Origin of the sequence: Pseudomonas sp. 7SR1 (assembly GCF_900156465.1) — a bacterium.
Taxonomy (GTDB): Bacteria; Pseudomonadota; Gammaproteobacteria; order Pseudomonadales; family Pseudomonadaceae; genus Aquipseudomonas.
On the sequence record NZ_LT707064.1, the window covers coordinates 2262683 to 2277531 of the forward strand.

At 57.2% G+C, this 14849-nt stretch carries 10 protein-coding genes and 1 pseudogene; 3 read left to right on the forward strand and 8 right to left on the reverse strand.

Annotated features, from left to right (window positions below):
• Nucleotides 1-11: 11 nt before the first annotated feature.
• The 4 genes and pseudogenes from BW992_RS10295 to BW992_RS10310 form a co-directional block, all read right to left on the reverse strand.
• Nucleotides 12-4544, reverse strand: coding sequence for an ATP-binding protein (locus BW992_RS10295; RefSeq protein ID WP_076406136.1), 4533 nt, complete (start codon nucleotides 4542-4544; stop codon nucleotides 12-14).
• 239 nt (nucleotides 4545-4783) lie between these two features.
• Nucleotides 4784-5014 (reverse strand): annotated as a pseudogene (locus tag BW992_RS10300) (IS3 family transposase); the annotation flags it as partial.
• Between the two features lie 254 nt (nucleotides 5015-5268).
• On the reverse strand, nucleotides 5269-6393 hold the full coding sequence (locus BW992_RS10305; RefSeq protein WP_076406138.1) for an AAA family ATPase: 1125 nt from the start codon (nucleotides 6391-6393) through the stop codon (nucleotides 5269-5271).
• Nucleotides 6394-6832: 439 nt separating this feature from the next.
• Nucleotides 6833-7387 (reverse strand): cysteine hydrolase family protein, encoded by a 555-nt coding sequence (locus BW992_RS10310; protein WP_076406140.1) that lies wholly within the window; start codon nucleotides 7385-7387, stop codon nucleotides 6833-6835.
• A gap of 98 nt (nucleotides 7388-7485) precedes the next feature.
• Between BW992_RS10310 and BW992_RS10315 the strand changes: the two genes are divergently transcribed.
• The 3 genes from BW992_RS10315 (at nucleotide 7486) to BW992_RS10325 (ending at nucleotide 10522) form a co-directional block, all read left to right on the forward strand.
• The gene (locus BW992_RS10315) at nucleotides 7486-8481 is read left to right on the forward strand and encodes a GlxA family transcriptional regulator (RefSeq protein WP_072431443.1); all 996 of its coding nucleotides are present in this window, start codon (nucleotides 7486-7488) and stop codon (nucleotides 8479-8481) included.
• Nucleotides 8482-8664: 183 nt separating this feature from the next.
• Nucleotides 8665-9774, forward strand: a complete 1110-nt coding sequence (locus BW992_RS10320; RefSeq protein ID WP_072431442.1) for a DUF3182 family protein — start codon at nucleotides 8665-8667, stop codon at nucleotides 9772-9774.
• Complete coding sequence (locus tag BW992_RS10325; RefSeq protein ID WP_072395509.1) at nucleotides 9764-10522, forward strand: alpha/beta hydrolase family protein; 759 nt, start codon at nucleotides 9764-9766, stop codon at nucleotides 10520-10522. The genes BW992_RS10320 and BW992_RS10325 overlap by 11 nt, the downstream gene beginning before the upstream one ends.
• Before the next feature lie 132 nt (nucleotides 10523-10654).
• Here the strand turns inward: BW992_RS10325 and BW992_RS10330 are convergent, their stop codons facing one another.
• From BW992_RS10330 to BW992_RS10345, 4 genes are read right to left on the reverse strand one after another with little or no spacing between them, the layout of a single operon-like run.
• On the reverse strand, nucleotides 10655-11671 hold the full coding sequence (locus BW992_RS10330) for a lysylphosphatidylglycerol synthase domain-containing protein (RefSeq protein WP_072431441.1): 1017 nt from the start codon (nucleotides 11669-11671) through the stop codon (nucleotides 10655-10657).
• Nucleotides 11658-12956, reverse strand: coding sequence for a cardiolipin synthase ClsB (gene clsB / locus BW992_RS10335; RefSeq protein ID WP_072431440.1), 1299 nt, complete (start codon nucleotides 12954-12956; stop codon nucleotides 11658-11660). Before clsB ends, BW992_RS10330 begins: the two co-directional genes overlap by 14 nt.
• Nucleotides 12953-13774, reverse strand: coding sequence for an endonuclease/exonuclease/phosphatase family protein (locus BW992_RS10340; protein WP_231991113.1), 822 nt, complete (start codon nucleotides 13772-13774; stop codon nucleotides 12953-12955). Before BW992_RS10340 ends, clsB begins: the two co-directional genes overlap by 4 nt.
• A complete protein-coding gene (locus BW992_RS10345) occupies nucleotides 13771-14697 on the reverse strand; it encodes a DUF72 domain-containing protein (RefSeq protein WP_072395515.1) in 927 nt (308 codons plus the stop codon). Before BW992_RS10345 ends, BW992_RS10340 begins: the two co-directional genes overlap by 4 nt.
• Nucleotides 14698-14849: the final 152 nt, after the last annotated feature.

Genomic DNA, 14849 nt, shown 5'->3' on the forward strand with positions numbered 1-14849 from the left:
GTCTTTGATCGTCAGTCGTTGGGTGCATCAATTGGGGCGCTGACTGTCCGCACGAGGCCGGGACTTGATGAATCGCGCAACTCACCCTTGTCGGCATCATCGTTCCAATGGTGCATTTGAGGTTTCCCCCTTTTCAGCCATACGAAGCCTTCAGAGCGACGCCAGGATGCGTGCGAATTACCACCTCCGGGCCAAGCACCACGTTCGGCAACAAACACCCAGACGCAAGAGAGACTGTCTTCCTTGAGGAAAGCGTCGAAAAGTTTTCCATCAATGAATGCGTGCGAACCGTCATCTCGGCTTCTGCCGCTCACGAAGCAAGGCGTGCCTGTGCTGTCCAAATAGACGTTGGGGTTGTCAGCATCAACTTTGAGGCCAAGCCGGTGAGCTAACCAAGGGGCAGGTAGCAACGCTTGAGCTCCATCAGGCAGCGAGGCGTCACAGTGCGATTCCCAGTAATACTGATAGCAGGGATAGGCGATCTCAACTTCGCCGATGTCGCGGAATTCCATCAGCGACCACTGCTCCTGATCCCACGTAGAACGCCAAGGCGCCTCGAGTAAAAAAGCGGAGTTGGTGGCGCCCCGAGTTGACCAATCGTTGACCTCAATGTCGTGCTTGGCAAGCAGGTATTCAATGAGTCTTTTCTCATCTTTCTGCCTCACGACTATTGGCAGAAGGAATCGCCACTCCTGTTTTCTGAGTCCGTGCTCACGTTTAGCTTTGTCCTTGTAGTATTCGGATACAGAGCGATGTTCATTGAGAACGACCCATTTGCGTCCTTCGGAATCCACCCTGTCTATGAGGTTCTTCATGTTCACAGAGGGGTCTTCCTCGAAGGGCCATTTGCACAGCTCGGCCTCAGAGGTGTCCCTCATGGAGATTTCATGCTTGGGGATTGAGAGCTTTGGAGCGCGCCGAGCCTCGTCTGGAAGCGAAACTGTGGGATCGATGTCTCTGTGGAATCCTATATCTAGCGGGCCTGAATACTGACGAGAGCCATGGTAGGCCGACTCAGACATCCAATTATTGTCAGCAAGGCTGCACAGAAGCTCGTCGAGAGCTAGCCATTGGTACTTTTTGCCTATTCGCTCACCAGCGGGGCGCTCGCGGCCATGTTGATGCAGGAAGCTTTGGTCATGGGGGAAGCGCTTGGCTGTCCAACCATAACCATAGGCCCGTTTCGCGACCCAAAATTGAGCGGCTTTGGCGTCTATGTGTGGCTGCCTGTCGTGGCGACCCGCTGAGGCATCAAAGCGCGGCTTGTATTCCTTGGTGTATCTCCTCTTCTCAGTCGGGGTCAGTAGTAAGAGAAGCAGAGTTTCGCACCGCTTGAATAATGTCTTATTTTCTTCAGATTCTTCAGCGTTTTCATATTCTAGGAGCATTCTGAATGAATTTTCTCTGAAGGAATGCATCATGCGGAGAGTCTCGGATCTCTCCTGGCAATGATTGATCACATCCTCTTCAAAACGCTTATATAGCTCATCCGCCGAGAGCGGTTCAGGCTTCCTCAGCGAAATGTTCAGGAATGAACCGACCCGAGGTTGAATCTCATAATTGGCGAAATCCCCAATCCATCCAGTGCAGGAGTGACTGATTTGTGAATCACCAGCCTTTTCGACGACTTTTTTGAGAGAATCTTCCGTGACAGTGAGTCGAATTGGTTTCGTCCCGTACGGCGGACGGGCACGCTGGATGTCGATGCTAACAGGTAGGCTCTCGTGGAATTTGGCAAGCTCGATAATTCCAAGTGCCGAGTCCCTGAGATGTATCGACAGAGGCACCACATCACGGTCAAACACGGATCGGTAGGCAACCTCTGCAAATATCGGCAACCGTTCTTTGCTTGGGTCTATACAGCAGGCACCGTAAGCGGCGGTGTGCAAGCGCTCAACGACGTAAAGGTCATCAACGGTCTGGAAGGCCTCACTCAGTTCTTTGTAGAGGCTCAGGTTGTGACGTAGCAACGAGGTGAGGGCCTTCGTTGCTTTGTCCCGAAGCTCCCTACATGTGCTAGAGGTGAACCAAGTGAGGGTAATAGCACAGAGGTACTGAATATTAGGGGCCGCATCCTCACTTTGTTCAAGTGCGCTCCAGTCAATCAGGCGTCGGGCGATACTTCCCTCGTCAAGAGAGAGATTGTTGATCTGGCGAGTCCAGGATGAATCGCGCTCAGCTATCTTCATGCTGAGCAGCTTTTTGTGAGTGAACTGCGCGTTAAAAGGGTGGTCAGGGATCGTGCTGAGTTGAATAATGATATCGAAGTAATTATTGAAATGGCTCTGGAGTGCTTCGTATATTGCTAAAGTTCGTTCAGTAAAGGCACTGCTGTTGCGCCACCTCAGGCTCTCAATAAACGATTCGCGAACTTCATAATCGTTTGCCCAGCAATTGATGTCGCCAGGCAATAGATCTAGCAGTTCTCTGTTGAAGCGCTCAGGAAGCTGTATAGAAAGAGCTTCAACCAGGCCAGTCCACTCCCAATCGAGTTGCTCGCCATCATGAATAAAGCTGAGAGAGCCATTCTCAAGGGCTGTCGAAGGGTCTTGAACCTCTTTGAGCAGGGCGTCAGCCATCAGATGATCCTGCAATCTCTGGAAGCTGAATCGGATGATGTCTTCTGGGTAATCAAATAGGTTGCCATCATCACCTTGTTGGCCTGGATCTACCCTGAACAACCCATTGCGCTGAAGCACTTCAAGCCAGTTTGTGCCTGTTGGTGCAGGGTGACCCTCAAATCTCTGCCCTACGATTTGTATGGCTTGGCTCTGAGGAACGTAGTCACGGCGTTTGTCCGCCATGTCCAAAGCTATTGCGCCCAGAGCTTGGATAGTAGGCGGTACTAAGGTCTCGGTGCCGTCCTGGCCTACCCCTAGATTTCGAGCGATGCTTTTTAGATAGAATATAAATACGTCTCTAGTTCCATTAAGCCCTAGTGGAAATGAGGTTTTTTTATCTTTTTGAAGGGCGATACATGCACTTCTAAGAAAGAGCGGATTAACAAACTCCTCAGATAGCCAGGGGCTGTTTGGCTGAGATATTCCACGCTTGCTAAGATAGATTCGGGCTGCCCTTGCTTGCTCGCCAGTCGTCTCAAAGCCTCGGACTTCAAAAGAGGGCAACCTGTCAAGCACTGGCTCTGGGATTATATTTTTCGTGTACTCTGTTCGGCAGCTGATTACCAGTACCAAGTTACGGTATTTTTCAACTTTAGTGATGAACTCCGCCAGCTCAGCATTCCAGAGCCTCCGGCCAGCCCCTTCATTTATGGCGTCGACTAAAAGTAGGCCTCGTTTACCAGTAGCCTCACATGCAGCGCTTAGAGTTTTAAGGAAGACGTCAGAGGTGATGTCGCCCAGCTCTAGCCTCGAAGTGATCTGTTTCCAGAGGTTGCCGCTGCTAAGATGCTGCCCCAAGATCAATACCGCCCTTCTTCCCTCCAGCGTGGCCCGTTGCGCGATACTCCCCAGTAGGTGAGATTTGCCCGTTCCCGCTCTGCCATATAAGAGGATAGTTCGTGAGTTTTCTCCGTCAAAATACTCGTTTCCGAGTAACGAGAGCAGAGAATCGACTTCTCCGCCAATTTTGCCGAGTCTGTATTCTAAGTCGCTAGAATCTTGGTCATGCCCATTTTTGGGTTTTTCTTTGGATGCGTCAGACTCCCATTTGGCAGACCACAACTGTGACAGTTGTTTACTGATTTCATTGGCGGATTCTGTGCATTCTGCAATGGGCCATGGGCGCCATGGGTCTGTTGTTATGTCTAGCGCCAATATCTCTAGACTTTTAGCTGCGTCGCGGATGTTAATGGCTATTGGGATTGCCTTTTCGCCTAGATTTCTCTCAACCTTTTCCAGGCTAATCGTGTCACAGAGCTTGGCTATTTGCTTCCGGATCTCAGAAGCTACGCTTTCATCATGAAGCGCTACTTTGAATAGCTTTTCGATTCGTACTTCAACGTGATCCTCGGGATGATAGCGCTCTTCCAAAGACTTAACAGACAGCTCAATTTTTTCTCTGAACCAACATTCCGAAAGCTCAACATCGCCAAACCAAAAATTACGAAGCCCTTCAGCGTTCGGTCGTATCAGTCGGTCAGTAATGGTGGAGGCTGTCCAGGGAACAAATTCTACTTGTTTCCCTGTAGGAACAAGGCTTTCCCACTTAGCCTTGTGCGTTGCCCAGTGCTCCCATCCAGTCATGCCTCCACCCTTTCGACCTGTCTTATCAGTAAGGTCACATGGAATGGCAATAACATACTTTGTCAGAGAAGGATGAATCGTGAGAGCTTGTTTAACTGACTCGTCAATATTAGCCCAGTCAATCTCGCTGGACTTTAAATAGTATTTCGCCTGGTAGCCGATTTCGCTTGTGTCTTTGAGCAACCAGTAGGCCTCGATTCCGCCGTCTCCCCCGGCACCTTCAATTCGCCTGAATTCGGCGTCAGCGGCTGGCCGGTCAAGGTGTGCCAGCTGGCAAATGAGTTCTTCGAAAGCGAGGCGCTGTCCTGATTCCATGCCCCTGATGCGTGAGTAATCCATGTGGGTATCCGTAGCAAAAACTGACTGATGGCACCTTGCTTTATTCGAGTGTAAACGTTTGGGCAGGTATCGACATGCAGGAGTGCAGGAATACGATGTGTTCCACGAGGTTTGGACAACTACCGAACCGGCGCCGAGCTCTGCTGGAGGAGCTATTCAATGGGTAGTCCCCCCGGAAATCAGCACTCGCCGGAAGTAGAGGTCAGGCCACGAGGACCAACTGAATCGCCCCGTCTTTCCTAGACACTCTCCAAGCTCTGGAAATAGCGATTCTCAAACCCCACTGACGATAGCTGCATAACGCTGTTGTAGCGGCGTTTGGGGTTATAGGGCATCTCGATGTAATCGAACACATCACTTCGGGCTTCTTCGCGGGTGCCGTAGATTTTCCGCCGGATACGTTCCCGCTTCAGCAACTGGAAAAAGCTTTCCGTTATCGCGTTGTCGTAGCAGTTGCCGCGTCGACTCATTCCTCTGCAAGCCTCGTATGAGATCAGCTACTCGATCATGAAAGGGGGAGCGGACGGCTGGCTGCGAGAGAGCAAGGCAGAGTGCGTAAGCCTTCTGGTGCACGGCCAGTACGTGGTTCACCCGTTTAACACATCATGGAATGTCTTTGTGCAGAGCATTTGCCTCGCTCCCCCTCCCGGCGGGGAAAATCACTCTAATATCTCCGTCGCGGTACTGAAGTCGGGGTCGGTCAGAGTCACCGGGATTCGTTTTCTCACATTCTTAGCTCAAAAATCTCGTCTACGAACTGATTAACCTCGGCTGCCGCGTAAGAGTTAGGTGCTACATCCAAGACAGAATGGAAGTAGCTAAATCCGGTCCATAGGCTACGATTGCGATTGTAATCGTGAGTTACTGTCTCATGCGCCGATGTGAACTTGGACTTTAGTAGTGGAATGCCTAGCTTGGTGATATTAAACAGTATGCTTTCACGCTTTTCCTTCTCGTCGGCTTTGGATTGATCCAGCTCCATTGCGATCTCTTCGCTGATTTCAACGTAGTCGCCAACGTATTCTTCTAGCTCTATGCTTCTGCCTCCAACATCGCATTTTGTAATAAGGCCGAATAACATTGGGTTTTTCTTTTTCTTGAGTAGGCGCTTGAAGTGTGCAATAAAGTTTTCCGCGCTATAAATGGACTGCTGGCAATTGCTGTCTAGAACTAGCACCATGAGATCGACGAGGTCGCGTACCTTTTCTAGGCTACGGTTCATATCGAAAAGAACGTAGTCATAGTTTTTTTTCAGTTGCTCGTAGGTTTTCTTTGCGTTCCTCTTTCGCTCAAGAATTTCAGATAGTTCGCTATGAATCAGTGGTCTGAAGTCTATAGTCGATGTTGGTCTGTGCGCTCTGTTGCGGTTTAATTCTTTCTCTAATTTTCCAATTTCAGACTTGGAGAAAAGAATATCTAGCTCCTCATAAAAGCTAATTTGGCTTACCAGTGAACCAGGTTCTGGGCTATCCCCTCTCTCAATTTTGCACGTATAAACGGGGTCGTTGGTCACAATGGCTACCTTGAATCCGCGCTGGACCAAGCAGGAGGCTACAGCAACAGTTATTGGGGACTTTCCTACTCCCCCTTTGTATGCTGTGATGGATAAGGTTTGCCCAGACTCAGATTTAAAAATGTAATCTTTCAGTTCAGGCGGAATGGCTATGCCTGAACGGTGAAAGAAGCACCAGAGAGAGCGGCGCGTTGGATTTCTTGATGATGAGTCAAAGGTCGATTCATACGATCTCCATGTGCGGTCTTTCACTCCCGCCCAGTAGGCGGCCTGAGGCACGCTGATGAAGTTCGATTCGCGTGCATGTTTCAAGCATTTACGAAGATGATTATCCATGGTGTCTCCTCATGCGTTTTATCAAAGGATATGAGGAGGGCGAGCGCAGCAACAGTTGAGCTTTGTGCCACGTTTGCGGGCAGCGTCCCTTGAGGGCTCCTCAGCTAGATCCGCTGGGAGCCATTGATTTGCATGAGTCGGCCTGTGGGGATGAGCGTCTGGCCCCCTCCACGATTGGGATGGCACTGCTTTACAGGGTGACGGCCGCTGCTGAAACAAGCAAAATGTAAACAACCCGTCCCGTTGCAGGGGGCTTATTTACATCTTTTCTGTTCGGAGATCGTTATGTGTGTCCAAGGCCTTGATTTTCAAAGGGTATTCGACCTGTTTACGCTCTCCATGTATACAGAACCGTTTTAAGAGTCGCTGAATACCGCATCGCACAAAAAACCGCGCTTCGTTTTCGAAACGCGGTTTTTTTACGCCTGGCCCTTGGTGCTCAGGCCCTGCCACCTAGAAATTGCTCCGCGCTCACGACGTTTGCATAGGCAAACCCCAGCGCCGCCATGAAGGCCGCATGCACTTGGGCGGCGGGGACGACGACGCCGTTGAATTCCAGGTCCAGGGTGGCGCAAGCGTCGTGGATCACCGTGACGTCATAACCCAGATCCGCCGCCGCACGGGTGACACCGTCGACGCACATATGGCTCATGCTGCCGACGATGACCAATTGTTCGATACCGTGCTGGTCGAGGAGGGCCTGCAGCTCGGTTTCACGGAACGAATTGACATAATGCTTGAGCACCACCGGCTCATCGGCGCGGTTGAGCACCTTGGAATGCAGCTTCGCGCCTTCGGAGCCTGGCGTGAAGAACGGAGCATCTTCGGAGGTGAATTCGTGGCGAATATGCACCACTTGCTTGCCGGCCTGGCGAAAGGCTTCAATGATCCGGGCGGCCTTGTCGGCGGCGGCCTCGACTCCGCTCAATGGCCATTTTCCCTGGGGGAAGTAGTCGTTCTGGATATCGACTACGATGAGCGCTTGCTTGGACATGGGGCTTTCCTCGATCAGGTTGGAAGTGAGGCCATCATCGGCTTTTGCCGCCGCGTCGAGGATTGGCCGCAACGACAATAAGCGAGGGAAAACTGACAATGGTGCAACAAAGGGCGGTCGCGGAGCTCGGGGTGTTGATCTATCCGGGCGCGCAGTTGGCGGCGGTGCATGGCTTGACCGACCTGTTCGCCGTGGCGGACCGGATCGCGCTGGAGCATGCCAGCGCGCCGTTGCCGCGTTTGCGGGTCAGCCATTGGCGGGCGGAGCACGGTGAGGCACCGTCACGGGTGTTCGACAGCGCAGCCGGGCCGGCGGGCCAACTGGCCGCGCTGCTGATCCCGCCATCCCTCGACGGTTTCAGCGAAGGCCAGGCTGCCGACGGACTGATGAACTGGCTGCGGATACAGCATGCCGGCGGCACGGTACTGGGCGGGGTCTGCGTCGGTTCGATCCTGCTGGCCGAAAGCGGCTTGCTCGATGGGCGTAGCGCCACCACTCACTGGACGTCCGCCAAGAGTTTCGCCGCCCGCTACCCCAAGGTCAGGCTCCAGGCGGACAAGCCCATCGTCGACGATGGCGACCTGATTACCACGGCCGGACTGATGGCCTGGTCGGAGCTGGGGTTGCGCCTGGTGGACCGCCTGCTCGGGCCGAGCATCGCCACACGCACAGCGCAATTTCTGGTGATCGAGCATAGCGACAGCGCCAGCCAGTGCGGCAGCAACTTCGCGCCGATCCTCGGGCATGGGGATGCGGCGATTCTCAAGGTCCAGCACTGGCTGCAAGGCAGCGGAGCGGTGGATGTGTCTCTGGGCGCGATGGCCGAACGGGCAGGGCTGGAAGAACGCACCTTCCTGCGAAGGTTCCGCGCCGCCACCGGCCTCAAGCCTACCGAATACTGCCAGCATCTGCGGGTTGGCAAGGCACGGGAAATGCTGGAATTCACCAACGGCACCATCGACCACATCGCCTGGACCGTGGGCTATCAGGATGCAAGCGCCTTCCGGGCGATCTTCAGGAAAATCACCGGGCTGGCGCCGAGCGACTACCGGACGAGATTCGGTGTGAGCCCGCCGAGCGGTTCAAAGGGATAGCGACGCCTTTATCCCCAGTCGTGCAAATTGCGGGATGCTTTGCGCTGGTCGTGCAGAATGAAACAGGCCAGATGCTATTAATCCTCCGACGGGACGCCCATTTTCCTGACCGTTCGTCCCCCGCCGAGCCTTGGCCTGATCTCTGCACCCCTTTACTTGAAGCCATCGAGGTAAGGGCAACGCATGACGTCAGTCAAACGCAACAAAACGGTAGTGGCGCATTCCATCAATCCTCACGCGCCCGTCCATGAGGTGCAGACCAATCGAGCCTTGGCCCATTGGTTGGCGCAGATCCTCGGGTTTGAATACGGCGGCAGCTATGACCGCGAGCAACATGCGGGGCGCGACTTGTATCTGCTGCCTACGCAAACCCTGATCGGCGCCGAAGCCGCGCGGCAGTTCGGTGTCCATGGGCCGGACGATCTGTGGGGCGGCTATGTCGAGCATGATTTCATCTGCACCAAGGCCATCACCCACGGTCTGTTGAACAAGTACGCCGTCGCGCCCGAGGGGTGGTCGCCGTTGTTCGCCAAATTGAGCCGCGGCGTGGTGCTCGACGGTGTCAGTGTCTTTTCGCTCAAGGACGCGCGCCCCGCAGCCGAACATCTGCTGTACGCCGGGCCGATCCGCTTCAAGCCCATCCATGCCTGTGCCGGGCGCGACCAGCGCGTGATCGAGAGCATCGCCCAGTTCGACGAAATCGTCGCCGCGCCCGATGCCCAGGCGTTGTTCAGCGCCGGAGTGGTATTGGAGCAGAACCTGCGGGAGGTCAAGACCCAGAGCGTTGGCCAGAGCTGCATCGGCGGCAAGGTCATCAGCTATTGCGGCGTGCAACACCTCACCCGTGACAGCGAGGGGCTGGAGGTCTACGGCGGTTCGGACCTGCTGGTGGTGCAGGGCGGTTACATCGAGTTGCTCAGGCTTGAACTGGCCGACGACGTTCGCGAAGCGGTGCGACTGGCCCAGGTGTTCGACGATGCCGCCAACCAGGCCTATCCCGGTTTCTTCGCGTCGCGGCGCAACTACGACATTGCCCAGGGCCTCGACGCCGGCGGCCAGCCCCGTGGCGGTGTGCTGGAACAATCCTGGCGCATGGGCGGGGCCAGCAGTGCCGAGCTTGCGGCGTTGCAAGTATTCGTCGAGGACCCCTCCACCAGTGTGGTGCGCGTGTCCTCGGTGGAAACCTATACCGACCAACCGCTACCCGCCGGTGCCCGGGAGGTGTATCGCGGCGCGGCGGAAAATGGTGATTTCCTACTCAAATACGTAACGGTTCAATCCCATGACGGCTAGAAGCGAAACCATTCAGATCGAGATCGATGATGAGCACATGAACGGGACGTTCCTCAGTCCCAAATCGAAAGTGCCCGGCGTGTTGTTCGTACACGGTTGGGGTGGCAGCCAGGAGCGTGATCTGGAACGGGCCAAAGGCATCGCCGGCCTGGGCTGCGTGTGCCTGACCTTCGACTTGCGCGGCCACACCGGCGGGGCGGGCATTCCGTTGTCCCGGGTCACCCGGGAAGACAATCTGCGGGATTTGCTGGCGGCCTATGACCGGTTGCTCGCCCATCCGGCCCTGGACACCTCGGCGATTGCTGTGGTGGGTACCAGCTACGGCGGTTACCTGGCAGCCATCCTGACCTCGCTGCGACCGGTACGCTGGCTGGCCCTGCGGGTGCCGGCCCTGTACCGCGACGAGCAATGGCATACTCCCAAGCGCGACCTGGACAAGACTGACCTGCTGGATTATCGCAGCACCCTGGTCCACGCCCATACCAATCGTGCCTTGCACGCGTGTTCGCAGTTCACGGGGGACGTGCTGTTGGTGGAGTCGGAGACCGACGATCATGTACCCCACGCCACCATCATGAGCTACCGCGCCGCGTGCCAGCAGACCCACTCGCTGACGCACCGGATCATCGACGGAGCCGACCATGCCCTGAGCGATCCCGTGTCACAGCAGGCTTACACCTCGATCCTGGTGGACTGGATCACGGAAATGGTGGTGGGAGAGCGGTTGAGCATCATCCAGGAGCGCTGATCATGTGGGTGTGTGCGGGGCTTATCGCGAGCAGGCTCGCTCCCACACCGGACTGCGACGGGCGCCAACCCCATGTCCAATGCCATCTCCTGTGGGAGCGAGCTTGCTCGCGATGGGGCCGGGCGTGGCACCTCAGCGCTTGACCCCAGGCTTGACCCGCAACGCCTTGGCCTTCGCCTCGATCACCAGATACATCACCACCGTGATCAGCAACGGCAGGATGAAATAGATCGCCCGATAGGCGATCAACCCCGCCAGCAAGCTGCCCCGAGAGACTTCGTGTTGCAGCAGCGCGATGAACACCGCTTCCAACACGCCGAGCCCCGCAGGAATGTGCGTAATCACCCCGGCGATGCTGCTGATGAGCAATACGCCCAGCACCAGCGGATAGTCCAGTTTGCTCGGCAGCAAGGTAAAGATCACCGCCGCCATCAGCGACCAGTTCAACGCGCCGAGCGCCAACTGCAGCACCGCCATGCGCAGGGACGGCAGATTGATTTCCATGCCCCGGATCGTCCAGGCCCGACGTTTGGAGAACCGGCAGGCCAGCAGATAACCGGCACTCACCAACAGCAGCAGCACACCGACACCCTGCAAGGCATTGCTGCTGAGTTTCCAGCCCGGTGGCAGGGTGACCAGCCCGCTGCTGAACACCACGCCGGCCAGGGTCATGTAGCCGAACCAGTTGGTGGCCAGGCTCAGGCCTAGGATCTTGGCGATGTTGCCGGTGCTGACCCCCAGCCGCGAATAGAGCCGGTAGCGCATGGCGATGCCGCCGACCCAGGCGCTGAGGTTGAGGTTGAAGGCGTAGCTGATCACCCCCACCGGCAGGATCTGCCGCCACCCCAGTTTCTGCCGGATGTAGGTCCGTCCGATCAGGTCGAAGCAGGCATAGGTAATGAAGCTGGTAATGGTCAGGGCTGCGGCGATGAGCAATGTGCGAATCTTGAAATCGGCCAGGGTGGCCAGGACCTCCGCCCAGTCGATACGCCTCGCCAGGGCTGTGAACAGTACGATCAGCAGCAGGAAGAACGCCAGGGTCAGCGGTCTTTTCCAGCGGCTCCAGCGCGATGCGGGCCTGGATGCGGTGTTGGCCTGGTCCGGCCCGTGGGCGTCCCTCGGCACGGAATGCGCTTCAGAGTGGTTCATGGGGTTCGCTCCGAACCGCCGTCGGCGGCGAAAAAGGTTTCAGACGCGGTTTATGGGCCGGCAGCCATCCGGCCCAGGCCGGAAAATGCCGCAGGAAGTGGAACACCATGAAACCGATGGTCATGCGCCACAGCAGCCCGCGTGGGGCATGGTTGGGGCGCATGACGGTGCAATGGTTGTGGCTCAGGTGTTCGAGCCGCTGGAACAGTTCGCGGTTGAAGGCCCGGTCGCGGATCAGCACATTGGCTTCCAGGTTCAGCGACAGGCTCAGGGGGTCGAGGTTGCTGGACCCGACCGTGCTCCAATCCTCGTCCACCAGGGCCACCTTGCCGTGCAGGGGGCGCTCGCAGTATTCGTAGATCACCACTCCGGCCTTGAGCAGATAGTCGTAGAGCATGCGCGCCGCGAGCTTGGCGATCATCATGTCCGGCTGGCCCTGCAGGATCAGCCGCACCTCCACGCCACGCCGCGCCGCATTGCGGATTTCGCGCAGCAACCGGTAGCCGGGGAAGAAATAGGCATTGGCGATCACCACTCTGCGCTTGGCGCTACGCAGCACTTGCAGGTAGACCTCTTCGATATCGGTCTGGTGCTCGTGGTTGTCGCGATAGACCAGGCGCACCTGGCCATCATGTTCGTTGAACGCCAGTTCGCTGCGGCGGCTGCGGCGTCGCTGCCACCAGTATTTGGCCCGGGCCGGCCGGCCGCTTTGCAACAGGGCGAAGTGATGGATATCCACCACTGCCGGGCCTTTGACTTCCACGGAGTAGTCCTGCTTGGCCTCGGGGCCGAAGTCGCCCAGGTGGTCGGCGGAAAAATTGATCCCGCCAATGAACGCGATCACCCCGTCCACCACCACGATCTTGCGGTGCAACCGCCGGAACCAGTTGGTGCGGATGCCCAGGTGCCGGGGTGCCGGGTCGAACATCTGCAGGCGCACCCCCGCGTCGCTCAGCGATGTCAGGAACTGCGGCGTCAGTTCGCCGCAGCCGAAGCCGTCGAGACTGACGGTGATGCGCACGCCCCGTTGGGCGGCGTCCACCAGCAGGTCCCGCAGTTCGTAGCCGACCTTGTCCTCGAACAGGATGAAGGTTTCCAGGAGGATCTCCTGCTCGGCCCGGCGTATGGCCTCGAAGACCCTGGGAAAGTATTGCTCGCCATTCTCCAGCAGTGTGACGCGGTTATTGCCATGCCAACCGTATTCGATGTCCACCAGCGCCGGATTGCGCTCGGTGGGTGGAACCTCGACCTGTTCCACCGTCGCCTTGTTCATCGTCGCGCTCATAACTCGATCTCCACCGACAAAGGGGCATGGTCGGAAAGGTGTGACCAGGGTCGTACGCTCAAGACCTTGGGATGATGGGCCTTGAGGTTGCGCACGTAGATGCGGTCCAGGCGCAGGATGGGCAGGCGCGCCGGAAAGCTGCGGGCCGGTTTGCCCCATTGCTCGGCGAACACTTCCCGCAGGCCGCAGGGCGCAAGCAGCTCGTTGGCCTTGCCGCGCCAGTCGTTGAAATCCCCGGCCACGATCACCGGCGCCTCGGGCGGCAATTCGCTCAACCGTTGGCAGAGCAGTTTCAATTGCTCGACACGATGGTTCTCGCGCAATCCCAGGTGTACGCAGATGGCATGCACCTGCGGGGCATCGCCATCCGGCAGGCGCAGCACGCTATGGAGCATGCCGCGGTTTTCATGGCCGCTGATGGAGACGTCCAGGTTGTCGTGACGGATGATCTGGAATTTCGACAGCAGCGCGTTACCGTGGTCCCCCGCCGGGTAGACCGCGTTGCGCCCGTAGGCGAACTGTGGCCACAGGCTGTCGGCCAGGAATTCGTATTGCGGCATGCTCGGCCAGTTGCTATAGCGCTGGGGATGATGCTCGTGTGTGCCATGGACTTCCTGCAGGAACACCACATCGGCGGACACGCTGCGCACCGCTTCGCGCAGCTCCGGCAGGATGAAGCGCCGGTTCAGGGCGGTGAACCCCTTGTGGGTATTGACCGTCAGCACCGTGAAACGGCGGATCCGGCCAAGATCCCGGGCCTGGCCCTGGATCGCGTCACCCCTTGGGTCCAGGCCCGTTTCGGAGGGGATCGTGCTCATGGCAACACTCCCTCGGCGGGACGCTGGCCGGGAGCTGTGGCCAGGTCCTTGTCCAGATCGAAGCGCTCCAGCAGATGGCGTGCGTCGTAAGGGGCGCGAACCTTGATGTCGTTGTCGAAATAGCAGAACACTTCCCGGTGCTTGCGCGCCCTGGGTCGGGTTGTCGGATCGATCAGTTGGGCATCCTCCGGTTGCTTGCCGTGGCTCCAGGCTTCGATCCGGTCACCCCAGCGCTTCAAGGCCTCGTCGGTATAACCGCTGGCATACAGTTCCTCGGCGCCGTGCAGGCGCAGGTAGACGAAATCGCTGGTGACGTCTTCGCGATACGGCCATTTACCAGCGGTGTCGGCGATCACCAGGGCGACGTCGTAGCGCTTGAGCAGCGCGACGAAGCGCGGGTCGATGAAACTTTCATGGCGGATTTCGACCGCATGGCGCAGCGGGCGTTTCTTGTCGGTTTCGGTACTGGCGTGGCCTTCCATGCGCGGTTCGTGCTCCCGGGCCAGGGCCGCGGCCGCTTCGGTGTCGTGGGGCAGTTGCTTGAGAAAGTCTTCGAACAGCTCAGGGTCGAATTTGAAGCTGGGGGGGAATTGCCAGAGGATCGCCCCCAGCTTTTCCTTGAGCTCCAGCACCCCGGAGGCGAAGAAATTGGCCAGGGGCTTGCGGATGTCCCGCAGACGCTTGATGTGCGTGATGAAGCGCGGCGCCTTGACGCTGAACACGAAGCCCGGCGGTGTTTCGGCGTACCACTGGGCATACCGTTCAGGGCGTTGCAGGGCATAGAACGATCCGTTGATCTCGATGCTGTTGACCGCTCGCGAGGCGAACTGCAATTCACGCTTTTGGGTCAGTCCCTTGGGGTAGAAGTCCCCCCGCCAAGGCGTGTATCGCCAACCGGAAATACCGATGTGGATCGCCGTCATGTGTCCCTCCCGCGCCAGATGACCTCGTACTGCCTGTGTCTTGTGATGACCTTCGCGCGGTGGAGAAAGTTTCGACGGGATGCCCGGCGGTGAGGCCCATGAGGTCCTGTGGAGAAAGGTATTGATGGCAGTGAGCATTGTGGCGAGGGGAT